23 protein-coding genes are annotated in these 23,682 nt (G+C 39.3%); 19 read left to right on the top strand and 4 right to left on the bottom strand.

What is annotated here, in order from left to right:
* Positions 1-43: 43 nt before the first annotated feature.
* Positions 44-202, top strand: a complete 159-nt coding sequence (locus FAZ15_RS22590) for a hypothetical protein (protein WP_162305021.1) — start codon at positions 44-46, stop codon at positions 200-202.
* Here the strand turns inward: FAZ15_RS22590 and FAZ15_RS20820 are convergent.
* Both FAZ15_RS20820 and aspS read right to left on the bottom strand, forming a co-directional pair.
* Positions 191-1,582 (bottom strand): LutB/LldF family L-lactate oxidation iron-sulfur protein, encoded by a 1,392-nt coding sequence (locus FAZ15_RS20820; RefSeq protein ID WP_136903305.1) that lies wholly within the window; start codon positions 1,580-1,582, stop codon positions 191-193. The two genes, FAZ15_RS22590 and FAZ15_RS20820, sit on opposite strands and share 12 nt — an antisense overlap.
* A gap of 96 nt (positions 1,583-1,678) precedes the next feature.
* Entirely contained in the window at positions 1,679-3,433 is a 1,755-nt protein-coding gene (aspS, locus tag FAZ15_RS20825) for an aspartate--tRNA ligase (RefSeq protein ID WP_136903306.1), read from the bottom strand.
* Positions 3,434-3,876: 443 nt separating this feature from the next.
* Between aspS and mraZ the strand changes: the two genes are divergently transcribed.
* The 13 genes from mraZ (at position 3,877) to ftsZ (ending at position 19,628) form a co-directional block, all read left to right on the top strand.
* Positions 3,877-4,350 (top strand): division/cell wall cluster transcriptional repressor MraZ, encoded by a 474-nt coding sequence (mraZ, locus tag FAZ15_RS20830; protein WP_136903307.1) that lies wholly within the window; start codon positions 3,877-3,879, stop codon positions 4,348-4,350.
* Positions 4,343-5,263 (top strand): 16S rRNA (cytosine(1402)-N(4))-methyltransferase RsmH, encoded by a 921-nt coding sequence (rsmH, locus tag FAZ15_RS20835; protein WP_136903308.1) that lies wholly within the window; start codon positions 4,343-4,345, stop codon positions 5,261-5,263. The genes mraZ and rsmH overlap by 8 nt, the downstream gene beginning before the upstream one ends.
* A gap of 5 nt (positions 5,264-5,268) precedes the next feature.
* Complete coding sequence (locus tag FAZ15_RS20840; protein WP_136903309.1) at positions 5,269-5,679, top strand: FtsL-like putative cell division protein; 411 nt, start codon at positions 5,269-5,271, stop codon at positions 5,677-5,679.
* Between the two features lie 27 nt (positions 5,680-5,706).
* The gene (locus tag FAZ15_RS20845; RefSeq protein WP_136903310.1) at positions 5,707-7,833 is read left to right on the top strand and encodes a penicillin-binding protein; all 2,127 of its coding nucleotides are present in this window, start codon (positions 5,707-5,709) and stop codon (positions 7,831-7,833) included.
* A gap of 1 nt (position 7,834) precedes the next feature.
* On the top strand, positions 7,835-9,289 hold the full coding sequence (locus tag FAZ15_RS20850; protein ID WP_136903311.1) for a UDP-N-acetylmuramoyl-L-alanyl-D-glutamate--2,6-diaminopimelate ligase: 1,455 nt from the start codon (positions 7,835-7,837) through the stop codon (positions 9,287-9,289).
* A gap of 7 nt (positions 9,290-9,296) precedes the next feature.
* The gene (gene mraY, locus FAZ15_RS20855; RefSeq protein ID WP_136903312.1) at positions 9,297-10,541 is read left to right on the top strand and encodes a phospho-N-acetylmuramoyl-pentapeptide-transferase; all 1,245 of its coding nucleotides are present in this window, start codon (positions 9,297-9,299) and stop codon (positions 10,539-10,541) included.
* A 1-nt stretch (position 10,542) separates the two neighbouring features.
* The gene (murD, locus tag FAZ15_RS20860) at positions 10,543-11,916 is read left to right on the top strand and encodes a UDP-N-acetylmuramoyl-L-alanine--D-glutamate ligase (RefSeq protein WP_136903313.1); all 1,374 of its coding nucleotides are present in this window, start codon (positions 10,543-10,545) and stop codon (positions 11,914-11,916) included.
* Positions 11,917-11,927: 11 nt separating this feature from the next.
* Complete coding sequence (locus FAZ15_RS20865) at positions 11,928-13,121, top strand: FtsW/RodA/SpoVE family cell cycle protein (RefSeq protein WP_136903314.1); 1,194 nt, start codon at positions 11,928-11,930, stop codon at positions 13,119-13,121.
* Between the two features lie 5 nt (positions 13,122-13,126).
* Positions 13,127-14,224, top strand: a complete 1,098-nt coding sequence (gene murG, locus FAZ15_RS20870; RefSeq protein WP_136903315.1) for an undecaprenyldiphospho-muramoylpentapeptide beta-N-acetylglucosaminyltransferase — start codon at positions 13,127-13,129, stop codon at positions 14,222-14,224.
* A gap of 3 nt (positions 14,225-14,227) precedes the next feature.
* Positions 14,228-15,583: a UDP-N-acetylmuramate--L-alanine ligase gene (gene murC, locus FAZ15_RS20875; RefSeq protein WP_136903316.1), complete on the top strand. Its 1,356-nt coding sequence runs from the start codon at positions 14,228-14,230 to the stop codon at positions 15,581-15,583.
* On the top strand, positions 15,576-16,403 hold the full coding sequence (locus FAZ15_RS20880; RefSeq protein WP_136903317.1) for a cell division protein FtsQ/DivIB: 828 nt from the start codon (positions 15,576-15,578) through the stop codon (positions 16,401-16,403). Before murC ends, FAZ15_RS20880 begins: the two co-directional genes overlap by 8 nt.
* 23 nt (positions 16,404-16,426) lie before the next feature.
* On the top strand, positions 16,427-17,791 hold the full coding sequence (gene ftsA / locus FAZ15_RS20885; protein ID WP_136903318.1) for a cell division protein FtsA: 1,365 nt from the start codon (positions 16,427-16,429) through the stop codon (positions 17,789-17,791).
* A 136-nt stretch (positions 17,792-17,927) separates the two neighbouring features.
* Complete coding sequence (gene ftsZ, locus FAZ15_RS20890) at positions 17,928-19,628, top strand: cell division protein FtsZ (protein WP_136903319.1); 1,701 nt, start codon at positions 17,928-17,930, stop codon at positions 19,626-19,628.
* A gap of 189 nt (positions 19,629-19,817) precedes the next feature.
* On the opposite strand, the gene FAZ15_RS20895 is transcribed toward ftsZ, so the two are convergent.
* Positions 19,818-20,462 (bottom strand): response regulator transcription factor, encoded by a 645-nt coding sequence (locus FAZ15_RS20895; protein ID WP_136903320.1) that lies wholly within the window; start codon positions 20,460-20,462, stop codon positions 19,818-19,820.
* 131 nt (positions 20,463-20,593) lie between these two features.
* Here FAZ15_RS20895 and mscL point away from each other — a divergent pair, with 131 nt between their 5' ends.
* The 5 genes from mscL to tsaB all read left to right on the top strand — a co-directional run bounded on the left by mscL (position 20,594) and on the right by tsaB (position 22,697).
* A complete protein-coding gene (mscL, locus tag FAZ15_RS20900; RefSeq protein WP_136903321.1) occupies positions 20,594-21,001 on the top strand; it encodes a large-conductance mechanosensitive channel protein MscL in 408 nt (135 codons plus the stop codon).
* A 147-nt stretch (positions 21,002-21,148) separates the two neighbouring features.
* Positions 21,149-21,307, top strand: coding sequence for a 50S ribosomal protein L34 (rpmH, locus tag FAZ15_RS20905; RefSeq protein ID WP_136823072.1), 159 nt, complete (start codon positions 21,149-21,151; stop codon positions 21,305-21,307).
* Between the two features lie 65 nt (positions 21,308-21,372).
* Entirely contained in the window at positions 21,373-21,780 is a 408-nt protein-coding gene (locus FAZ15_RS20910) for a ribonuclease P protein component (RefSeq protein ID WP_136903322.1), read from the top strand.
* Positions 21,746-21,997 carry a membrane protein insertion efficiency factor YidD gene (yidD, locus tag FAZ15_RS20915; protein WP_136903323.1) on the top strand — a complete coding sequence of 84 codons (252 nt, stop codon included), beginning with the start codon at positions 21,746-21,748 and terminating at the stop codon, positions 21,995-21,997. The genes FAZ15_RS20910 and yidD overlap by 35 nt, the downstream gene beginning before the upstream one ends.
* Before the next feature lie 7 nt (positions 21,998-22,004).
* Positions 22,005-22,697: a tRNA (adenosine(37)-N6)-threonylcarbamoyltransferase complex dimerization subunit type 1 TsaB gene (gene tsaB, locus FAZ15_RS20920; RefSeq protein ID WP_136903324.1), complete on the top strand. Its 693-nt coding sequence runs from the start codon at positions 22,005-22,007 to the stop codon at positions 22,695-22,697.
* On the opposite strand, the gene FAZ15_RS20925 is transcribed toward tsaB, so the two are convergent.
* The gene (locus tag FAZ15_RS20925; protein WP_136903325.1) at positions 22,694-23,599 is read right to left on the bottom strand and encodes a CorA family divalent cation transporter; all 906 of its coding nucleotides are present in this window, start codon (positions 23,597-23,599) and stop codon (positions 22,694-22,696) included. The two genes, tsaB and FAZ15_RS20925, sit on opposite strands and share 4 nt — an antisense overlap.
* Positions 23,600-23,682: the final 83 nt, after the last annotated feature.

Consider the following 23,682-nt stretch of genomic DNA (forward strand, 5'->3'; position numbering starts at 1 on the left):
TTCTTCCTTTTTTTTTAGTTTTCTTTTTACCATAAAAAAGTAAATGAGAGCACCGACGGATGCGCTAATAGCCGAAGAGGTAATGCTAAGTGGATCATTCACTAGCCGCGATAAACCGAATAATAATGGTGCTGCAATAATAAAGAAAAATACGGCACTGCTTAATGCCAACTGCGATTGCTTATCCATTTTATTTGTATAGTTCTTTTTGTTGCTCTTTCCATTGTTTCGAAAATGATTTGTTTGGAAATTTTGGTAGTTCTCTATTCTTTCCCCATGATTTTTTGAAAAAGTTGCGGACAAAAAAGTTTTTAAATTTTCCTCCAAATAAATCAATTAGTTTCCGTCTTTGAATGGCATAGGTAAACCCTTTCCACATCCTTTTTTCCATTGGTGTCGCTAGGTTTTCCTGGACAGCATCTCGTCTGTTTAGCAATAACATTTTTTGAATATCGATGCCTACAGGGCACACTTCCGTACATTTGCCACAGAGACTCGATGCGTAGGATAAATGTTTGAATTCTTTCATCCCACTAAGATGTGGTGAGATTAGAGAACCAATTGGTCCTTGATAAGTGGTGTCGTATGTATGGCCACCAATATTTTGGTAAATAGGACATACGTTCAGGCAAGAGCCACAGCGTATACAATATAGTCCTTGGCGTTGCTCCTTTTGTTCCAGAAGATTTGTCCGGCCATTATCAAGTAGTATAACATACATCTCGCGAGGACCATCTGTATCTGTTTCCTGCCTAGGCCCATTTAAAATCGTGTTGTATACGGTTAAATTTTGGCCCGTTCCATGTGATGCCAATAGGGGCCAGAACAGATCAAGATCCATCATGCTCGGGATCATTTTCTCAATGCCTACTATAGCTATATGCACATCGGGAAAGGTGGTCGTCAAACGGGCATTTCCCTCATTTTCCGTAATTGCAATACTGCCTGTATCTGCGACCAGAAAGTTGGCTCCTGAAATACCAATGTCTGCAGAAGTATATTTTTGACGAAGTAATTCGCGTGCTTTTAAAGTAAGCTGTTCTGCAGTGGCATCGAGAGGAGTTCCGAACTTCTCATGAAATAATTTAGCGATGTCTTCCAGGCTTAGGTGCATGGCTGGTGTGACAAAATGATAGGGCTTGTGATCTAAAAGTTGAATAATATATTCACCTAGGTCACTTTCAATTGTTTCTACTCCTTTTTCTGCAAAGAAATGATTCAACTCAATTTCTTCGGTTGCCATAGATTTGGATTTTATCACCGAGTTCGCATTATGCATCTCCATGATTTTCCATATTTCTTGACGTGCCTCTTCAGCATTATTTGCCCAGATTACTTTACCACCTCGTTTGGTGAAATTAGTTTCAAATTCTACCAAATAGCGGTCAAGGTTTTCCATCACTTTCCACTTTACGAGATTGGCTTTCTTCTTCGAATTTGCTAAATCGTGAAATTTGCCCTTTCCTCTGTCGAAAGCCATATTGTACTTGTCAATATTTGTCGTAATAATATCGCGATGGCGTTGGTCAAAAGATTTGATCGCGCTATCCGTTAAAAATTTATCTGCAATAGTTTGCGGCATGAAGCTCCTTTACTAATCTGATTCAAAAATAAAAGTTGGTTACAGGATAACCAACTTTTAAATATAACGTAAAATATTTAAATCTCTTGTATATACTTATTTGGTTTTGATAGCAAGTGCTAGGCTTAATTCGTTCAATTGTTCTGGCGCGACAGTAGAAGGAGCATCAATCATGACATCACGTCCAGAATTGTTTTTCGGAAAAGCAATGACATCTCGAATGGTATCGTGTCCCGCAAAAATGGAAACTAAACGGTCGAAACCGAACGCCAAACCGCCATGTGGAGGAGCTCCGTACGTGAAGGCTTCCATTAAAAACCCAAACTGCTTCTGTGCTTCTTCCGGAGTGAACCCTAGATGTTTGAACATTAACGATTGCAATTCCTTGTCGTGGATACGGATAGAACCACCACCTATCTCTACACCATTGATGACCAAATCATATGCATTAGCTCTTACTTCTCCAGGATTAGTGTCTAATAGCGTAATGTCCTCTGGCTTTGGAGAGGTAAAAGGATGATGCATTGCGTGATAACGTGCTGTATCTTCATCCCATTCCAATAATGGAAAATCCATTACCCATAAAGGAGAGAATTTGTTTTTATCACGTAGCCCCAGTTGATTGCCTATTTCAAGACGCAACTCGTTTAATTGTTTCCGCACTTTATCGGTCGGTCCAGCCATGATTAAGAATAAATCCCCTGGTTTTCCTTCAAAAGCATGGTTCCATTTTTCCAATTCTCCCGGATTATAAAATTTGTCTACTGAAGATTTTATGGAGCCATCTTCATTATGGCGTGCATATACCAAACCTGCGGCGCCTATTTGTGGACGTTTTACAAAATCCGTCAATGCGTCTAGTTGTTTTCGTGTGTAGGGTGCAGCTCCGGGCGCCTTAATTCCCACTACTAATTCAGCTTGGTCAAAAACTGGAAAACCTTTATCTTTTACGATGTCATTAAGTTCTACGAATTGCATACCAAATCGTGTGTCCGGTTTATCTGACCCATATAATCGCATAGCATCCGCATAAGTCATGCGTGGCACTTGACCTAAATCGATGTTTTTTACCTTACTAAATAAATGCTTTGTCAAGCCTTCAAACATGTTTAAGATGTCTTCTTGCTCCACAAAAGACATTTCGCAGTCAATCTGTGTGAATTCTGGTTGACGATCGGCACGTAAATCCTCATCCCGGAAACATTTTACAATTTGAAAATAGCGGTCAAATCCTGATACCATTAATAATTGCTTGAATGTCTGAGGTGACTGAGGTAGTGCATAAAATTCGCCCGGATTCATACGGGAAGGCACGACGAAATCGCGAGCACCTTCGGGTGTAGATTTAATTAGGACAGGAGTTTCTACTTCGAGAAAATTTTGTTCGTCTAGATAACGTCGGATTTCCTGCGCCATTTTGTGGCGTAAAATTAAATTTTCACGAACGGGATTACGTCTCAAATCTAAATAGCGGAATTTCATCCGTATATCATCGCCACCATCCGTTTCATCTTCTATGGTAAAGGGAGGTAATTTGGCTTCATTTAATATGTCTAAAGAAGAAACCTTTATTTCGATTTCTCCGGTAGGGATTTTTGAATTTTTATTCGAACGTTCGATTACAGTTCCTGTTACTTTTATAACAAACTCGCGACCTAATTCTCTTGCTTTCGCCCGCAAGCTGTCGTCATCGTCACTATTGAAAGTCAATTGAGTGATCCCGTATCGGTCACGGACATCAATAAAAGTCATTCCTCCCAAATCACGCGATTTTTGAACCCAGCCACTTAGTGTTACCGTATTTCCCAAATCGGCAATTCTTAATTCGCCACAAGTATGTGTTCTGTGCATTACCAAATAAAAATTAAAAAGTAAAAAATGAAAAAATTAATTTGCTGCTCTGTCCGCTTAAACTACTGGAAAAAATTAAATTAAGATTTCACGCAAAATTATCGGATTTTGAGGAGAATAACGAATGATATAGGGGAATATCTGAAAGAATTTATGATCCTCCACTCTCGCCCACTCATGTGCCATTTTTGCTTAAATATTTTAAAATTTGTGCTCTTTTTACACTGCATTTGTATTTAAATGTCACGGAAAACCTTTTTTTGTCATGAAAACAATTTTGTTGCCTATCAATAATAAAGTTATTTATCATGTAATTAAAGGGTGTTTTTGGAAACGAAATATAGTATCTTCTTTATGTGGAAAACTTTTTTGTGGGAGATTGTGGGGGAAAGTGGGGGAAAGTGTATACTTTTACATTAGAATTTAATTACGACAGATAGCCCATGATTCAACTTATCGGAGAATTCGAATGTAAGTTGGACGCCAAAGGAAGGTTGGTAGTCCCAGCCGCGCTCAAAAGGCAATTGCCTGATGTTGAGCGTGAAGGGCTTATTGTGAATAGAGGGTTCGAGAAAAATTTGGTGATTTATACGCGTGAAGAATGGGATAAGCAGGCAGCTAAAATTTCGAAGTTGAATACATTTAATGCAAAGAATAGGGAGTTTGTGCGTCAGTTTATGCGTGGAGCTACTATTCTTAATCTAGACTCAGCTGGAAGGGTGCTATTGCCAAAGGTGCTGCTTGACTACGCGAAAATAGAGGGAGATGTCGTGCTGGCGTGTCAGTTTGATAAAATAGAAGTGTGGCCGAAGGGAGTTTATGATGAAATGATGAATGGTGGAGTGGATGACGATTTCGCATCCTTGGCTGAGGAAGTGATGGGTGGTTTTGATTTTGGAGGATCAATAGATGGCTAGAGAAGAAGTATATCATATACCTGTCATGCTTCAAGAGTGTATTGAAGCATTGGAGATCAAGCCGGATGGCGTGTACGTAGATGTCACATTTGGTGGCGGTGGTCACTCCCGTGAAATTATGAAACACTTAGGCGAACATGGTAGACTAATTGCTTTTGATCAGGATCCTGACGCGTTGAATAATATTATTGAAGACGATCGTTTTTTGCTGATTCATCAGAATTTCAAATTCATGAAAAATAACCTGCGTCTTCAGGGAGTAAGACAAGTGGATGGCATATTGGCCGACCTGGGTGTCTCCTCTCATCAGTTTGATGATGCGGAACGCGGTTTTTCCATTCGGTTTGAAGCAGACCTGGATATGCGTATGGATCAGGTGTCGGATTTGGATGCAAAAAAGGTGCTGAATACGTATACAGAAGAGGATTTACATCGGATTTTTGGCATGTATGGTGAGGTTCAGAATGCACGGTCCTTGGCTAAAACAATAGTTACCGCCCGTCTCACGAAAAAAATTGAGACGGTGGCGGGTTTGAAAGAGGTTATTAAAAGATTGGTGCCGAAAGGAAAGGAACATAAATATCATGCGCAGGTTTTTCAGGCTTTGCGTATAGAAGTGAACAGGGAGTTGGAGGCTTTGCAGGAATTTTTAATGCAAACAGTGTCTCTACTTAAACCCGGGGGGCGATTGGTGGTCATGTCGTATCATTCGTTAGAAGATAGGTTGGTGAAAAATTTCATGATCAAAGGTAAGTTTAGAGGAGAAGTGGAAAAGGATTTCTTTGGGAACGAGATAAAGCCTTTTCAGGTTGTTGGTCGGAAAGCGGTAACGGCGGGAGTTAAGGAATTGGAATCGAATAATCGCTCACGTAGTGCAAAATTGAGAATAGCGGAAAAAATAGAGCAATCCTAGATCGTATGTCTAGAAAGAACACAATAAAAAATAAGGAGTTAAGTGAGGATATCCAAGAGGAGTTGTCCGATGCGGTCGAAGAAAAGGTAGAGGAAACTCGGAATTTTCTTCGTTCTATTTTTGCGCCAAAACAGCTTTCGATGTATTTGGTGACAAAGAATCTTCCTTTTATTGCATTCTTAGCTTTTTTAGGATTGCTGTATATTTCTAATCGGCATTTGGCGGAGCGAACAGTGCGACAAATCGATCGATTGGGTAGAGAAGTAAAGGAGCTGAGTTGGGACTATAAGTCGTTGTCTGCTGAGTTGATGAAATTAACGACGCAATCGGAAATAGCCAAAAGAGCGGATACGTTGGGATTAAAGGAGAGAACACAGCCGCCCATTAAACTGGAAGTAGTAAAAGACAAAAAGTAATAGTATTAAAAGATTAAAAGCGAATAAATGAATATAAGGAAATCCATATTGGTAAGGGTATACCTGGCGTTCGGGCTGATGGTCTTTGGTGCCTTGGCAGTTTTTGCTAAACTTGTTCATTTACAGTATATCGACGGTGGTGAATGGCGTGCGATAGCAGATAGCCTGACGATACAGGAACGTATTGTGGAGGCAGCCCGGGGAAATATTTATTCTAATGATGGTAGCTTATTGGCGACTTCTGTTCCTGAATATGAAATACGTTTTGATGCAATGGCCATTCCAGTTGAACGTAACGATGTTTTTAATTCTAAAGTAGATTCTTTAGCAAACAGCCTTGCTGGATTTTTTAAAGATAAATCAGCACGACAATATTTGGTGACATTAAAGGACGCTCGTGCGAAAAAACAGCGGTATGTGTTGATAAAACGAAATGTTTCGCATCAGGATCTTAAGGAATTGAAACAATTTCCATTGTTGAAAACCTTTAAGGAAGGGAAATCTCGTTTCTCCGGTGGTCTGGTTGCTGTCCGTCAAAATAAACGGATTCTTCCATTTACTAATTTAGCTGCTCGAACGATCGGATATAAAAATGCTAAAGGAATAGATACTGTTCTTGTAGGTCTGGAAGGAGCGTATGGTAATTATATAGACGGGAAAAGTGGTGCTCAAATGATGCAGCGTATTGCTGGCGGAGTGTGGGTTCCTTTGAATCGTGAAATTGAGGTGGCTCCAGTTGACGGTTCGGATATCATTGCGACTATTGATGTCAATATGCAGGATATGGCGCAACGTGCGCTAGAGAAGCAATTAAAAATTAGTAATGCCGATAATGGCTGTGTCGTACTGATGGAAGTTGCAACGGGAGAAGTACGTGCTATAGCAAATTTCACAAAAGACACCGATGGGGAATACCGCGAGAAATTCAACTACGCAATAGCGCACGGAGCAGACCCAGGCTCCACATTTAAACTAGCCTCCTATCTGGCTGCGTTGGATGATGGGTTGATAGATACCAATACAATCGTGGATGTTGGGAATGGAACGTATAAGGTGCCTTCTCATACTATCCGAGACTCACATGCTCCTAAAAAATCTAAGATGACCGCGAAAGAGGCCTTTGAGGAATCTTCGAATGTCGGTATTACAAAATTGATAAATACACACTATGGAAGTAATCCGGCAAAATTTACGGCCAAATTGCATAAGTGGGGTTTGCATCAACCTTTGGGATTGCAAATTCCTGGCGAGGGGATTCCTATTGTAAAGACTCCCGAAAATAGAAGCTGGAGTAAGCTGTCCTTAATACAGATGGCATATGGCTACGAGCTGAAGTTAACACCTTTGCAAACTTTAGTGTTATATAATGCAGTAGCCAATGATGGGAAAATGGTTGCGCCGTTATTTGTGAAAGAAATTCGTCATTTAGGAAATACCGTGCAAAAATTTAATGCCCGTGTTATCAATAAACAGATTGCTTCCAACGAAGCGATTCAAAAAATACAGGAAATGTTAGAAGGGGTGATGATAAAAGGTACAGGCAAGAAATTGGCTAGCCCTTTGTATACCTCGGCGGGGAAGACAGGCACGGCTCAGATGGCAGATGGAGCCAAGGGGTATGGAGCTCGGCGGTATCAATCTTCATTTGCGGGGTATTTTCCAGCGGATAAACCTAAATATTCCATGATCGTAGTGATCCGTAATCCTCGTAATGGATATTATGGAGGGGCAATAGCGGGGCCTGTATTCAAAGAGCTAGCAGATATGGTTTTTGCTAATGATTTATCGCTTCATGGTACGTTTGCTACTCGTAAAGTAAATGTAGCTGGTTCAAAAATACCTTTAACGCTGAAGGGGTCAAAAGAGGCTTCAGTAAAGGTATACGAGGCTTTGGGTATAAAATCAATTAACTGGAGTACAATTTCACAAAATACAGCAGACACATCGTCAAGAGGCATTCCATTTTCGGAGGTGTCCGTTCAGGAGGGAGTGGTACCAGACGTAGTAGGAATGGGTTTAGCCGACGCCTTGTATACCATGGAAAACGCGGGCTTTAAAGCGCAAATATATGGTAAAGGAAAGGTAGCAAACCAATCGTTAATACCGGGAGAGAAATTAAAATTGGGTACAAACGTGGCAATTCAATTGCATTGATATGATACTGAAAGAATTATTGCATGCTATTCCTGTGGTTCAGGTTGTCGGTTCACTAGACGTGGAAGTGGCATCGGTGTGTTTTGATTCGCGTAAGGTCGAAAAAAATACATTATTCGTTGCGATAAAGGGCGTTCATACGGACGGACATCTCTATGTTGACAAAGCGATTTCGATGAGCGCTTCAGCTGTATTAGTGGAACAACTTCCGGAGCAACTGGACGATAACATTACGTATGTGGTTGTGTATGATACATCTTATGCGTTAGGCATCGCAGCCTCGAATTTTTACGGTAGTCCGTCAAAAGAGTTAAAGCTCGTGGGAATTACAGGCACAAATGGTAAAACGACAGTAGCCACGTTGCTCTTTAATCTTTTCCGATATCTGGGGTATCAGGTTGGTCTTTTGTCTACGGTAGAGAATAAAATAGGGGATCGGATTATTCCTGCAACGCATACGACACCAGATCCTGTGGCTTTGAATAAATTGTTATCTGATATGGTGGATGAGGGTTGTGATTATTGCTTTATGGAAGTGAGCTCACACGCTGTTGTGCAGCAACGTATTGCTGGACTGCGATTCGCAGGTGGGGTTTTTACGAATATTACGCATGATCATCTTGATTTCCATGGCAGTTTTGATAATTATATTAAAGCAAAAAAGAAGTTTTTTGATGATTTAGATCGTTATGCCTTTACGCTTACTAATACGGATGATAAAAATGGACAAGTGATGCTTCAGAACACTTTTGCACATAAAAAAACATATGGTTTGCATCATGTTGCGGATTTTAAAGCAAAGGTAATAGAAAGTCATTTTGATGGCATGCTGTTGCAGATCGATTCGCATGAGGTATGGGTAAAGTTGGTAGGCGGTTTTAACGCGTATAATCTTTTGGCAGTATATGGTGCCGCTATTTTATTGGAACAAGAAACGTTGAAAATCTTGACGGCTATTAGTGAGATTACGGGAGCTCAGGGTAGATTCGAAACTGTTCGTTCTAAAAATGGAATTTTCGGAATAGTAGATTATGCGCACACGCCGGATGCGGTCGAAAATGTATTGGAGACAATAAAGGATTTGAAAGTAGTTGGGCAGCAAATTATAACCGTGCTCGGATGTGGAGGAGATCGTGATAAGACCAAACGTCCGGAAATGGCAAAGGTTGCGCTAAAATATAGCGATAAAGTCATTATCACTTCAGATAATCCGCGTACCGAAGATCCATTGGCTATTATCAAAGATATGGAAGCAGGGATTCCTATTGATAAGAAAAAGAATGTGTTTACCATTTCTGATAGAAGAGAAGCTATTCGTGCTGCTTGTCACATAGCTGCTGCCGGAGATATCGTCTTGATAGCAGGAAAAGGACATGAAAAGTATCAAGAAGTTAATGGTGTAAGGCATCATTTTGATGACAAAGAAGAATTAGAGAAAACATTTAACGAACAATAATAAATCGATGTTATATTACTTATTTACTTGGTTGCAAGATCACTTACATATTCCGGGCTCGGGATTGTTTCAATACATCTCGTTCCGCACAGCAATGGCGGTTATTGTTTCGTTGATTATCACGACAGTTTTTGGTAGTCGATTAATTCGTCTGCTGCAACTAAAACAAGTAGGTGAAACGATTCGCGACCTCGGATTAGAAGGGGAGAAACAAAAGCAAGGAACCCCGACCATGGGAGGTTTAATCATTATAGCTGGTATCCTTATACCTACGTTGTTGTTCGCGAAACTAGACAATATTTACATCATCATAATGATTGTGACGACAATCTGGATGGGGACAATAGGTTTCTTGGATGACTATATAAAAGTGTTTCGTAAGAATAAAGAAGGTTTAGCTGGTCGATTTAAAGTAATCGGACAAGTTGGCTTGGGTACGATCATTGCTATCACCATGTATTTCCATCCAGATATTGTCGTTCGTGAACAGGTGACAAACCCAACATCTTCCAAGCCAGTTGAAGTGGTCATTAATCCGCAGACAGGTGAAAGCACGTACGCAGAAAATGTGAAGTCCACGAAGACGAACATTCCTTTTTATAAGAATAACGAGTTTGATTATGCTAAAGTCTTAGATAGTTTTGGATTGAATAGTAGCCTGACAACATTTCTTGTATTTTTGGTTTTTGTGGTCTTCATCGTGACTGCTGTATCCAATGGAGCTAATATTACGGATGGAATAGATGGGCTGGCCACGGGTACTTCGGCTATTGTAGGTATTACATTGGCGGTCTTGGCCTATGTATCCGGTAATATCATCTTTTCCGAATACCTCAATATCATGTATATACCTAATTCTGGAGAACTTGTAATTTTTGCAGGAGCTTTTATAGGTGCCTGTACGGGCTTCCTATGGTACAATGCATATCCTGCACAGGTGTTTATGGGAGATACTGGTTCACTGACGATCGGTGGTATTATTGCTGCATTTGCGATTCTCATTCGTAAGGAATTATTGATACCGGTTTTGTGTGGTATTTTCTTAATCGAGTTGGTGTCTGTTATTTTACAGGTATCATATTTTAAATATACCAAAAGGAAGTTTGGGGAAGGACGGAGAATCTTTTTGATGTCACCTTTGCACCATCATTACCAGAAGAAGGGATACCATGAAGCTAAGATCGTGACACGATTCGTTATCGTGAGTGTGTTTTTAGCGATTATAACAATAGTAACATTGAAAGTAAGATAGGATGGCAAATATCGCACATACATATTACCCACAAACTGGTCGCTTAGTGATTCTCGGCGCAGGTGAGAGTGGTGTAGGTGCAGCTATACTAGGGAAGGATAGGGGCTTTGATGTATTTGTTTCTGATATGGGGGATATCAGCAATGGGTACAAAGAAATTTTACAAAAAGAGACTATTGCATTTGAAAGTGGTCAACATACTGATCAGCAAATATTAAATGCGGATCTCGTAGTCAAAAGTCCGGGTATTCCAGAAAAAGCACCGCTTATCCAACAATTGAGAGCGCAGGGAACTCCAGTAATTTCGGAAATTGAATTTGCTGCTCAGTATACCAATGCCAAGTTGATCTGCATCACAGGATCCAACGGTAAATCTACCACCACAATGTTGACATACTATATGTTGCAAAAAGGTGGAATAAATGTAGGTTTAGCGGGGAATATTGGGAAGAGCTTTGCGTTTCAGGTAGCGCGAGAAAGCTTTGATGTTTATGTGTTGGAAATTTCCAGTTTCATGCTGGACGATATGTATCACTTCCGGGCAGACGTTGCTGTAATTTTGAATATCACGCCTGATCATCTGGATCGCTACGACTATAAGTTGGAAAATTATATAAATTCTAAATTTCGTATAATTCGAAATCAGACAGAGCAAGATTATTTTATCTATTGTGCTGATGATCAGGAAACAATGAATGCTTTGCCCCGTTTTGAAAGTAAAGCTATGCTATTACCACTAACGCAAGAAAGAGAGATCGTCCAAGGAGCGTATCTAGATAAGGACAATACTATAAAAATTTACATACCTAATAGGGAAATATTTACGATGAATATTGAAGAGTTATCATTACAAGGAAAGCACAACGTCTACAATAATATGGCGTCTGGATTGATTGCAAAAGTGCAGGAGCTTCGTAATCAGACGATGAAGGAGAGTATGGGCTCGTATGTCAATATTCCACATCGATTAGAACATGTTGCATATATCGGTGGCGTGAATTACATTAATGATTCGAAGGCAACAAATGTAAACTCGGTATGGTACGCGTTGGAGAGTTTTTCTACAGATATCGTATTGATTTTAGGTGGGGTGGATAAAGGGAACGATTACGATATGCTCCGCGAACTCGTAAAGCAGAAAGTAAAGGCTATTATCTGCATAGGAAAAGATACTTCGCGTATTCACGACGCTTTTGAAGAGGAAGCTGACGTGATTGTAAATAGCGCATCGATGGAAGATGCGGTTGAGATTGCTTCGCATCTCGCGAAAAAAGGTGATACTGTATTGCTCTCACCGGCTTGTGCAAGTTTTGATTGGTTTAAAAATTATGAAGAAAGGGGCGATAAGTTTAAAGAAGCGGTAATGACCCTGTAGAATAGATTGTCATGGAACAGGTACTATCAAAATTAAAGGGGGATAAATGGATTTGGATCATCGTGATTATTCTATCAGGATGGTCTTTGCTTGCCGTTTATAGTTCGGTAGGCACGCTTGCCTATAAAGAAGGTAAGGGAACTGAATTATATTTGTTTAAGCACTTCTCTATTATTGCTGTGGGGTTAATATTGATGTTCTTGTCCCATAAATTGGATTATAGGTACTATGCTGGTATTTCAAAACTTTTAATGGCAATCACTATTCCGTTGTTACTTTATACATTGGTATTTGGAAACAAAGTGAATGATGCGTCTCGCTGGGTTACGATTCCGGTCATCAATCAGACTTTTCAAACGTCCGATTTAGCAAAACTGGCCTTGATTACCTTTTTAGCTCGAATGCTTTCACGTAAGCAAGAGGAGATTAAAGATGTTAAAAAGTCTTTTCTTCCAATAATGGGAGCGGTTTGTTTGGTCTTTGTGCTGATTGCTTGGGCTAACTTATCTACGGCAGTTATGTTGTTTGGAGTTAGTGTGCTGTTGCTTTTGATAGGTCGAATCAGTTTCAAACAGATTGCTTTAGTATCCTTAGGTGTAGGTTTGTTAGGCATAATAGTGATTTCAGTGGGTCCACGTCGGGCCACCTATTTTAGCCGTATAAAAGGTTTTTTTGCGACGGAAGAAGTGACGACCTCCAATGTTCCTTTTCAGGAGGATAAAAATTATCAGGCAAATAATGCAAAAATTGCTATTGCTACGGGTGGATTATTTGGAAAAGGGCCCGGCAATAGTGTACAGCGAAATGTGCTTCCACACCCCTATTCAGATTTTATTTTCGCTATCATCATCGAAGAGTACGGAACTATTGGCGGTGTAATATTATTGTTTTTATATCTTGCTTTGATGTATCGCTGCATACGTATCGTGACACTCAGTCCACGAGCCTTCGGGGCTTTTTTGGCTGCGGGATTAGGATTTAGCCTAACAATACAAGCCTTGGCAAATATGGCGGTAGCTGTAGGATTGGGGCCTGTTACAGGCGTTCCTTTGCCGTTGGTTAGCATGGGAGGTACGTCAATCCTTTTTACGAGTGTAGCATTAGGGATTATTCTTTCTGTAAGTAGAAATATAGAAGAGTTAAAGTATAAGCAAGAGTTGGATGAAACTCCAAAACAAAAGAAAGTAATCGTAGGTACAGTATAATTAATATGGCGCATAAAGTAATCATAAGTGGTGGCGGTACAGGAGGACATATCTTCCCGGCAATTGCGATTGCGAATGCATTGCGCCGTGCACAGCCTGAGATTGAAATTCTATTTGTTGGTGCCGCTGGTAAAATGGAAATGGAAAAGGTTCCTGCTGCGGGATATAGGATAATAGGATTAGACATTCAGGGGATTAACAGACAGTCGTTATTGAAGAACTTAGCTTTACCATTTAAAATGGTAAAAAGCTTATGGAAATCCCGACAGATCATTAAAGAGTTTGGTGCGGAAGTAGCCGTCGGAGTTGGTGGGTATGCTTCTGGTCCTTTGCTAATAATGGCAAATTATATTGGGATCCCGACGCTCATTCAAGAACAGAATTCGTTTGCCGGTAAGACCAATAAAAGTTTGGGTAAGAAGGCAAAGAAGATATGTGTTGCTTACGATGGGATGGAAAAATTTTTCCCCGCAGCCCGGGTGATGTTGACAGGGAATCCGATTCGAAGAAGTTCGGTGAGTATTTCTGGTAAGTACCACGAAGCGATTGCCTCCTTTGGACTGGAGGAAGGCAAGAAAACCATACTGGTTACGGGCGGGAGTTTGGGCGCCAATACGTTGAACGAATGTATGAAAGGAGCATTAGATAAATTGCTCCAGGCAGATATACAAGTGATCTGGCAATGCGGCAGTTATTATTTTGGAAAACTGGAAAGGGAACTAAACGATAAGCTGCCTGTCAATATTAAGTTAGTGCCGTTTTTGCAGCGCATGGATTATGCGTATGCAGCAGCAGATGTGATTATAGCAAGAGCGGGCGCAGGGACCATTTCGGAATTGTGTGTAATTGGTAAACCTGTTATACTGGTTCCTTCGCCAAATGTCGCGGAAGACCATCAAACAAAAAATGCGGTTTCGTTGGTAGACAAGAAAGCGGCTTTAATGGTAACCGATATGAGTGCACGCATTCATCTGATAGATGAAGCTCTTAAGTTGGTACGCGATGAAGCGATATGTGTAGAACTCGGTGAAAATATTAAAAAACTGGCGTTGCTCAATGCAGATGAGTTGATAGCGAACGAAATTTTAAAATTAATAAACTAGGAGATGAATATTGATCAGGTTAAACAGGTTTTTTTAATCGGAATTGGTGGAATCGGAATGAGCGGTTTAGCACGTTACTTTTATCAATTGGGCTGTACCGTTGTAGGATACGATAAAACGGAAACTGACTTGACCTTGGCTTTGGTTAATGAGGGAATTATCGTGTTTTACCAAGATGATATTGAGTTGATCCCGGAAAGCTTTCAAAACCCATCTCTAGATGCATTGATTGTTTTTACACCAGCGGTTCCTAAGGATTTGAAAATTAAGAATTATTTTGTCGATAAGGGATTTGAACTATACAAACGGTCACAGGTTTTAGGATTTATCAGTGCTAGTCGTTTTACAATTGGTGTAGCGGGTACGCATGGTAAGACCACGACGTCTACCATGATCGCTCATATACTAAAAGATTCAGGTTACGATTGTTCTGCATTTTTAGGCGGAATCAGTACAAATTACGATACCAATGCTTTATTTGGAGATAATAACGTCGTGGTGGTAGAAGCCGACGAATACGATCGTTCTTTTTTAACATTACACCCTAATATCGCTGTAGTAACTTCCGCTGATCCAGATCATTTGGATATTTACGGTGACGAATCGCATTTGATTGATTCCTTCAAATTATTTCTAGATAGGGTAGTGGAAGGTGGTAAAAGTATAGTAAAAGTAGGCTTACCTTTTGAGGGAGATGTCAGCTATTCACGTGAAACGAGTGCCGATGCTTACGCGAGGAATATTCATGTAAATGATGGAGAATTTCATTTTGATTATAGCTATGGGGATATGCGGGTTGAAAATATCCGTCTTGGAATACCTGGACTTCATAATGTAGAGAATGCTGTCGCAGCTATTACCGTAGCAATATTATTGGATATTGATATGGAGAAAATAGTAAAAGCATTAGCCAATTTTAAAGGAGCAAAGCGCCGTTTTGAATACATCGTTCGTACACCCGAACATGTATATATTGACGACTATGCCCATCATCCGGAGGAATTACGCGCTTTTCTAAATTCCATGCGTAAATTATATCCTACTAAAAAGTTGACCGTTGTGTTTCAACCTCACCTTTTTACACGTACACGTGATTTTGTAGACGGTTTTGCAGAAGTGCTGGGCTTGGCAGATGAGCTTCTGTTGATGGAAATCTATCCGGCAAGAGAGTTGCCGATTGAAGGAGTAGATTCATCTTGGCTATTGAATAAAATCGGAATAGAGAATAAAAGCTTGGTGACGTCTCAACAGGTCTTGGATAAGGTAATGGCCGAAAAACCAGAATTAATTGTTACAGTTGGAGCAGGAGATATTGATCGTTTGGTAAAACCATTGAAGGCTATTTTAGAGCATGAATAGATCAAAAAATATACGTTGGAGCTTTATAGGCTATGGGATTCTCGGAGTTGCTGCTCTGGTTGGCTTGACCTTGCTTATGAGTTTGATCGCGCGGAAGAGCAGCGATCAGGTGTGCATAGCGCTACGTGTAATGATTGAAGGCAAAGAGACTTTTATAGATCAGCATGATATTTCAAAGTTGATCAACGAGAAATATGGTCGCGTAGTGGGAAAGGCTGTCAAGGATATTCCGGTCAATCAGATCGAAGAATCATTAAAAGATCTTCCGTATGTGTCTAATGTAGAAATTCATGCAGATATGGATGGTGTTATGCAAGTTGCCGTACAGCAGAGAGAAGTTATATTACGCATTATAAATAAGAATGGTCGTGAATTTTATATCGATAGAGAGGGGAAGAAAATTCCGGTTACGTTAAAGTATGTGCCTCGTGTGTTGGTCGCAAATGGAAATATATCGGAAAGCTATGGCAAACCGTTGGATGATGTGCAGAGTAAGCTTGTGAAAGATCTCGTGAAAATCGTGGATCATATCAGAGGAGACGAACTTTGGGAGAATCAGATTGTTCAATTATACGTAAACGCTGAAAATGATATTGAGATAGTGCCACGGGTGGGTAATGAGGAGTTAATAATCGGAACAGCAGATTCGCTGGATTATAAATTGGAACGGTTGAAGATCTACTACCGTGATATTATGCCAAAAGTGGGAAATAATGCCTATGCACGGGTGAATGTGAAATATGGAGATCAAATAATTTGTGAACGTAAGGGAAACTGGTTTATGGACAGTTTACAGATGAAAATAAATATGAAAAATTAACAATACAGCATAATATACAGCATATGAAACCAAGAATTACAGCAAATGAAAAAGAAAATCCGATTATTGTTGGATTGGATATCGGTACTACGAAAATCTGCGTGACGGTGGGTCGTCGTAGTGGAACAAACAAAATTGAACTTTTGGGCGTAGGTAAAGCCGAGTCTGCGGGTGTGAACCGTGGAGTAGTAGCTAATATTCAAAAAACCGTTGGAAGCATCCGTGAGGCCGTAGCGACTGCTGAGGGGCAATCTAATGTGGATATTAAAGTGGTCAATGTCGGTATTGCCGGTCAGCATATCAAAAGTATTCAACATCGTGGGATTTTGACAAAAAGTGATGATGATGAAATCGGTCGCGTAGATGTAGAACGTCTGATTTCGGATATGTACAAGCTAGTACTTCCTCCGGGAGAAGAGATTATTCATGTTCTTCCACAAGAGTTTACAATTGATAACGAGCCGGGGATTAAGGAGCCAATAGGCATGGCCGGGCGTCGTATGGAAGCTAATTTTCATATCATTTCAGGTCGAGTTACGGATATCAAAAACATTAAAAAGTGTGTGGATAATTCTGATCTAGAAGTTTCTTCTTTGGTATTAGAACCTCTCGCATCATCTGAAGCTGTATTGGATGAAGAAGAAAAAATGGCTGGCGTAGTTCTTGTTGATATTGGTGGAGGCACTACGGATGTGGCTATTTTCCATGAAGGAATTATTCGTCATACTGCTGTTATTCCATTGGGAGGAAATATTGTTACCGAAGATATACGTCAAGGATGTGCTGTCTTACGCAATCAAGCGGAACAATTAAAGGTGCGGTACGGCTCAGCCTTGGCTGATGAAAACAAAGATAACGAGGTAATCTGTGTGCCTGGTATCCGTGGGCGCGATTCTAAAGAGATCTCCGTTAAAAATCTTGCATTCATCATTCAAGCGAGAATGGAAGAAATCATAGAACATGTTTATTATGAAATTAAGTCTTCAGGTTATGAAGATAAATTAATTGCTGGTATTGTTATTACAGGGGGGGGGGCACAGTTGAAACATCTGGTTCAATTGGTAGAGTATATTACGGGAATCGATTGCCGCATCGGATATCCAAACGAATACTTAGCTAAAACGGATATGCTGAACAAGCAATCTTTTGATGAGATGAAAAGTCCGATGTATGCAACAAGTATCGGTTTGTTGATTAAAGGTATTCAGACGGTAGAGGAAGATGAGGCGACGCAACAAGAAGTAGTATATAAAAATCCCGATAAATTAAAGGTGAAAGAGATTACACAAACGACCAATAAAAAGGAAAGTTGGTTTACTAAAATCATCTCTGACTTCATCAAAGATGATTCTGGAATTGATGATGATTCGTTTATTGGAAAAAAATAATTTTCAACATCAAATAGATTTTTCCACATTTTAACAATTGTGGAAAACTGTTGTTGATATTTTGGTATTATTACATTCGAATTGATGAGTTCTAGGGTAACTGTGGACTTAGCAATTCATAAAAATAGGATATTTTATGTCGATACAATTTGAAATGTTAAAGGAGCAGTCGTCTATAATTAAAGTTATAGGCGTAGGTGGTGGCGGAGGGAATGCCGTTAATCACATGTACAAGCAAGGAATTAGTGGAGTGGACTTTATTGTGTGTAATACGGATGCGCAAGCATTAGAATTAAGCCCAATTCCTAACAAAGTACAATTGGGAACTAGTCTAACAGAAGGTATGGGTGCAGGCGCTGATCCGGATGTAGGCGAAAATTCTGCTATCGAAAGTATAGAGGATATCAAAAGAATGCTTGGTACGAATACCAAAATGCTATTTATTACAGCGGGTATGGGAGGTGGTACAGGTACAGGAGCAAGTCCCGTTCTAGCTAAAGCAGCTAAAGAAATGGGAATTCTGACTGTGGCTATCATTACTACTCCGTTTACTTTTGAAGGGAAAAAACGTCGTTCTCAGGCAGAGGAAGGATTAAATGAATTGCGTAAATATGTAGATTCTTACCTTGTGATTTCGAACGACCGTCTTCGCGAGATATTTGGTAATTTAACAATGACTGCGGCATTTGCGAAAGCGGATGATATATTGACTACGGCAGCTAAAGGGATCGCAGAAATCATAACTATTCCTGGTTACGTAAATGTCGATTTTAAGGATGTTCGTACGGTTATGAATGACAGTGGTGTCGCTATCATGGGTAATCATATTTCAAAAGGAGACAATAGAGCCATCGAAGCTGTTACAGGTGCTTTAGCCTCTCCTTTGTTGAAAGATAATGAAATAGAAGGAGCTCGCTATATTTTGTTGAATATCACTTCAGGTAATAAAGAAGTAACAATGGACGAGGTGGCTATCATTACAGATTATATCCAAGAAAAGGCCGGATTGACAGCAGATTTAATATGGGGTAACTGTATTGACGAGTCTTATGAAGACGAGTTGTCTGTCACTATTATAGCTACCGGGTTCCAAACCGCTGAAGAGCGTATTAAGGAGAAAGAAAAGGAGAAAATTGCTCTTCCTTTGACGCCTGAGACATCTACTTCATTTGTAAAGCCTGTTGTACAAAATCAATTCGCTGCTAGAGAAGCAGATGCTCCTTTAGAACACTTAGTAAAGCCGGTTCAAAACCAGACGCTTACTAACGAGCCGAAAGTGGTTCCTCAAGGGGATTTGTTCTCGTCTCCCGTTAAACCGGTAAATACACTAGGGAATTCTGTCATCCAATCAGAAGCGCAGGTAATCCGTCATACGCTGGAGACACAGAATGCTGCAGAAGAAGAAGAAAGGGAACAGGATCTGGGCGGTTATGAATTAAAAACTTCTGCTTCGATGTTTGAATTCAAATTGCCTACGGTATTTGATACGTATGAAAACATCAATGAAGAGGTGGCGGAAGATGTGCAGCATATTGTAGAATCTCCGGTTCGAAATCAATTTGTGGAGATTGAGGAAAAAGAGGAGTCAAATTTCGAAGATCAACTGATGAAAACTAAAGAACGTATATTGCGTCTTAAAGAGTTGAGCATGAAGCTCAAATCATCAAATGGTCTTCAAGAATTAGAAAATGAACCTGCGTACAAAAGAAAACAGAAACCTTTAGATAATTTACCGCATTCGTCCGAATCTCAGGTTTCACGTTTTACATTGTCTTTTGAAGAGGGAGAAACAGAAATTAGATCTAATAATTCTTTTTTACATGACAATGTGGATTAAGATATCCTATTAAATATAAGATACGGCTAACCAGTTAGCCGTTTTTTTTTTGCTTAGTTTTCGCTATATATAATATATTACTAAGAGGGTGCTTGCCAATCGCAATGCGGCTTGCTTACGGAGTGATGGTAGTCACTAGGATTTGTAATGCAATGCGCTGGCTATGAAGAATTTTGTTAGAGGGAAAAGCTATTTTTCTTCCGAATGTAATTTAAATAATTCTATAAGTTCTGGGATATTGTTTACTGTTAGTTTTTCAAAAATCCTACTTTTATAGGTGCTTACTGTCGAGGAGCTCAGATTCAATACATTGGAGACCTCTAAAATTCCGTGCCCGTCGATTAAATGCTTTGCGACGTCCATTTCACGGTTCGATAGTTTGTTCAACGGATTGTCAGCATCTATACTTGATTTACGTGATGTAAGTTTCTTTACGTATAGATCCTTCACAGCTTCTGACATGTATTTTCCGCGCTCTTTGATGTGTTGTATCGCATGGTTTAATTCGCTCATAGCAGTGGCCTTATTTAGATATCCTGCGGCACCTGCCTCGATATATCTTAATGCGTATAGGTTTTCATCATAAGAAGAAAATACCAAAATCTTAAGGTCGCTTTGAATTTCTAAGATTTCTTTAATTACTTTAATATTATTGCCACCAGGCATGTTAATGTCTAAAAGTATTAAATCAAAAGGCTGAAGTCGTAATTGTTCATACACTTCGGGATAAGTTTTTGCCTGCGTAATAGATACATCTTTAAGTGCTTCGCTAATAATAATAGAAGCGCCTAATCTGACAATACTGTGGTCATCAGCAATGAGTATTTTTTTCATGCAAAAGATATAATTTTAAATATTTATCAAGCGAGCTATAACTACAATCGCGTATCAAAAATACAATTAACTTATATAATGTAATATTAATGACTATTTTTGTAAATGTAAAAATTTAATGTTAATTTATTATGAGCTTCTTAAAAGAATTTAAAGAGTTTGCTATGCGTGGCAGCGTCATTGATTTGGCTGTCGGTGTAGTCATTGGTGGTGCATTCGGTAAGATTGTCACTTCCTTGGTAGATGATATCATTATGCCTCCTATCGGCTATTTAACCGGAGGTGCGGATTTTAGTAGTTTGAAATACGTAATGAAAGAGGCTAATGAAGCCGCAGGTACCGCAGAAGTAGCCATTAGTTATGGCAATTTTATTAATGTTATTATACAATTCTTAATTATCGCTTTCTGTATATTTTTAACCATAAAGGGGTTAAATTCTTTAAAACGGAAGGAAGTTGCTGCTCCAGAGGTTGCTCCAGCCCCGTCTAATGAAGAGGTGTTGCTAGCTGAGATAAGGGATTTACTAAAGAGTAAATAGAATCCTAAATAATATCTGGAAAGCATAGGTAATTTATTGTTCGCTTTTTGTTTTTATTATTTGTTAGTTTCTAAAATAAACACTACTTTTGCATTCCTGTTAGGGGGTAATATTGGTAATAATTATTAAAAAAGCATATTAAGCGTCATGAAAAGAACATTTCAGCCTTCGCAAAGAAAAAGAAGAAATAAACACGGATTTAGAGAGCGTATGAGCTCAGCTAACGGAAGAAGAGTATTAGCTTCTCGAAGAGCTAAAGGCAGAAAACGTCTTAGTGTTTCTGACGAATCTCGTCACAAAAGATAATAGGCATTCTTTATCAACGTGCCGGTGACTTTAACCGTGCCTATCGGCCAATAATAGTCATCGAAATGATAAAAAAATCTTTTAAAAAAGAAGAACGATTATGTAGTAAAAGGCTCATTGATAGTCTTTTTCATAGTGGTTCTTCTTTTGTTGTGTATCCTTTTCGAGTTGTTTTTCTAAAAAGTGAACTGCCCCTGGCTTCCCTTGTACAAATTATATTGTCGGTGCCAAAACGTCGATTTAAGCATGCGGTTTCGCGAAATAGAATAAAGCGAAAAATGCGTGAATGTTATCGTTTGCAAAAAAATACTACTTTACTTCCTATAATAGCCGAGAATTCTTTAAATTTATTATTGGCAATACAATATGTCGCAAATGAAGAGTTGTCATCTCAGATCATGTTTTCAAAAATGCAGATTGCTTTAGCCAAAATAGTAGATGAAATTTCTCAAGGATACTCTGAAGCTCGTTAGTAAGGCTATACAATGGTTTTTTCTGTTGATAATTCGGTTTTATCAACTGTTTATTTCTCCTTTTTTGGGGGCAAGCTGTCGGTATACGCCCACATGTTCGCAATACGGAAAAGATGCGATTTTGAAATACGGCCCTTTTAAGGGAGGATGGCTTACCATCAAACGTATTGCGCGTTGTAACCCTTGGGGGGGGCACGGACATGATCCGATTCCTTAAAAATTTTATGAAATTGAAACACTACATTATTCAAATAGATACAGCAACCGAGGTTTGTTCGGTTTCAATTAGTATAGAAGGTGTAACCTTGGATCAAATTCAAAGTAGTGAACCTAATATGCATGCATCTCTGCTAACGAGCTACGTAGAACAAATATTGTCTCGTAATAACTTGCGATTTTCTGATGTTTCCGCTGTCGCAGTGAGTATGGGGCCAGGATCATATACGGGGTTACGTATAGGTGTATCTACAGCAAAAGGGTTGTGTTATGCGCTGGATATTCCTTTGATCGGGATCAATACATTAGAGAGCATGTATCAAGGATTTGTTAGGGATTTTAACGTAAACTCGGATTCGTTGTATTTTCCAATGATAGATGCAAGGCGTATGGAAGTCTATACTATGGCATTTAATGCACACGGCAAGCAGGTTATTCCTACGCAGGCTAAGATAATAGATGAATTATCTTTTACTGAATTTCAGGCAAAAGAAGTTTACTTGTTTGGCTCAGGAGCTATTAAATTCCAGAATTTATTCAATAGCAATCCACAGATAAATATTATTTCAGCATTTCAGCATTCTTCGGTTTATATGAGTGAGATGGCCTGGCAGCGATTCCAAGCGCATGATGTTGAGAACTTGATTTATTTTGAACCCTATTATTTAAAGGAATTTGTTGCGTCAACACCCAAGCGTTAAAGCCAATCCTTTCTTTTAAACCAAAAATATATTAGGGCAGAGAGTCCGACCATGGCAAGTAGTACTGCAGGATAACCGTAATACCATTCCAACTCGGGCATATTTCTAAAGTTCATCCCATACACACCGACTATAAATGTGAGGGGCATAAAGAATACCGAAATGATGGTCAGTGTACGCATGATTTCGTTGGTATGATTAGATTCTATATTAAAGTAAACTGATAATAACTGCGCAATGTTTTCTCCGGTATTTCGATAGAGTGTATTCGTACGCGTAAATAAATCTCTTAAATCTTGTGTATAGATGTTTTGGTATTGTGGCATGTGAAAGTAATCTACAATATCTTTATATAATGTTAATACGATTCGAATCACATCTATTTGTCGCTTAATGTAATAGAGTTTCTTTAGAAATAATTTACGGCGTCGGTGTAGAAATACAATCTCTTCGTAGTAGTCTAAGTTTGCGGCCAATTGATCTAGGACAAGCTTTTCGAAAGTCATCAGTGCCTCTGATACCAAGGAATTTACTAAGCTCTTACTTGACGCCAATTTTTTGTCCTTTTTGTCTTTTGATTTGATTTTCTCTAAAAACGCAATTTCATTTCGGTGTACCGTCACTATGAAATTTTCGCTATAAAAGATAGAGACCCGTTCGGTGATTTCGGTAAGTTTATCTGAATCTTCTTTGAAAACAAATGGAATGGAACGGAGAATCAAAAAATGATAGTTGTCGAATTCTTCTATCTTTGGAAGGTGACCCACTTCAAGACAGTCTTTTATCGAAACATCTTTCAGACCATATTTTTCTTTTAATTCCGTAAAATCTTCCTGTTTCGGATTGGTAATGTCTATCCATTCGAATTGATGCTCAGGTACTGATAATATTATTGCAACCATATGCAGTTCATTTGTTACTCAATTTAGGCACAAAGCTTCATATTAACAAATAGGTGCAAAAAAAAGGCGATCCTTCATCAAAG

Origin of the sequence: Sphingobacterium olei, from assembly GCF_005048855.1 — a bacterium.
Classification (GTDB): Bacteria; Bacteroidota; Bacteroidia; order Sphingobacteriales; family Sphingobacteriaceae; genus Sphingobacterium; species Sphingobacterium olei.

Coding starts and splice junctions, on each gene's coding strand:
- FAZ15_RS22590 (WP_162305021.1), top strand. CDS start 44: ATGAGAGCACCGACGGATGCGCTAATAGCCGAAGAGGTAATGCTAAGT.
- FAZ15_RS20820 (WP_136903305.1), bottom strand. CDS start 1,582: ATGCCGCAAACTATTGCAGATAAATTTTTAACGGATAGCGCGATCAAA.
- aspS (WP_136903306.1), bottom strand. CDS start 3,433: ATGCACAGAACACATACTTGTGGCGAATTAAGAATTGCCGATTTGGGA.
- mraZ (WP_136903307.1), top strand. CDS start 3,877: ATGATTCAACTTATCGGAGAATTCGAATGTAAGTTGGACGCCAAAGGA.
- rsmH (WP_136903308.1), top strand. CDS start 4,343: ATGGCTAGAGAAGAAGTATATCATATACCTGTCATGCTTCAAGAGTGT.
- FAZ15_RS20840 (WP_136903309.1), top strand. CDS start 5,269: ATGTCTAGAAAGAACACAATAAAAAATAAGGAGTTAAGTGAGGATATC.
- FAZ15_RS20845 (WP_136903310.1), top strand. CDS start 5,707: ATGAATATAAGGAAATCCATATTGGTAAGGGTATACCTGGCGTTCGGG.
- FAZ15_RS20850 (WP_136903311.1), top strand. CDS start 7,835: ATGATACTGAAAGAATTATTGCATGCTATTCCTGTGGTTCAGGTTGTC.
- mraY (WP_136903312.1), top strand. CDS start 9,297: ATGTTATATTACTTATTTACTTGGTTGCAAGATCACTTACATATTCCG.
- murD (WP_136903313.1), top strand. CDS start 10,543: ATGGCAAATATCGCACATACATATTACCCACAAACTGGTCGCTTAGTG.
- FAZ15_RS20865 (WP_136903314.1), top strand. CDS start 11,928: ATGGAACAGGTACTATCAAAATTAAAGGGGGATAAATGGATTTGGATC.
- murG (WP_136903315.1), top strand. CDS start 13,127: ATGGCGCATAAAGTAATCATAAGTGGTGGCGGTACAGGAGGACATATC.
- murC (WP_136903316.1), top strand. CDS start 14,228: ATGAATATTGATCAGGTTAAACAGGTTTTTTTAATCGGAATTGGTGGA.
- FAZ15_RS20880 (WP_136903317.1), top strand. CDS start 15,576: ATGAATAGATCAAAAAATATACGTTGGAGCTTTATAGGCTATGGGATT.
- ftsA (WP_136903318.1), top strand. CDS start 16,427: ATGAAACCAAGAATTACAGCAAATGAAAAAGAAAATCCGATTATTGTT.
- ftsZ (WP_136903319.1), top strand. CDS start 17,928: ATGTCGATACAATTTGAAATGTTAAAGGAGCAGTCGTCTATAATTAAA.
- FAZ15_RS20895 (WP_136903320.1), bottom strand. CDS start 20,462: ATGAAAAAAATACTCATTGCTGATGACCACAGTATTGTCAGATTAGGC.
- mscL (WP_136903321.1), top strand. CDS start 20,594: ATGAGCTTCTTAAAAGAATTTAAAGAGTTTGCTATGCGTGGCAGCGTC.
- rpmH (WP_136823072.1), top strand. CDS start 21,149: ATGAAAAGAACATTTCAGCCTTCGCAAAGAAAAAGAAGAAATAAACAC.
- FAZ15_RS20910 (WP_136903322.1), top strand. CDS start 21,373: ATGATAAAAAAATCTTTTAAAAAAGAAGAACGATTATGTAGTAAAAGG.
- yidD (WP_136903323.1), top strand. CDS start 21,746: ATGAAATTTCTCAAGGATACTCTGAAGCTCGTTAGTAAGGCTATACAA.
- tsaB (WP_136903324.1), top strand. CDS start 22,005: ATGAAATTGAAACACTACATTATTCAAATAGATACAGCAACCGAGGTT.
- FAZ15_RS20925 (WP_136903325.1), bottom strand. CDS start 23,599: ATGGTTGCAATAATATTATCAGTACCTGAGCATCAATTCGAATGGATA.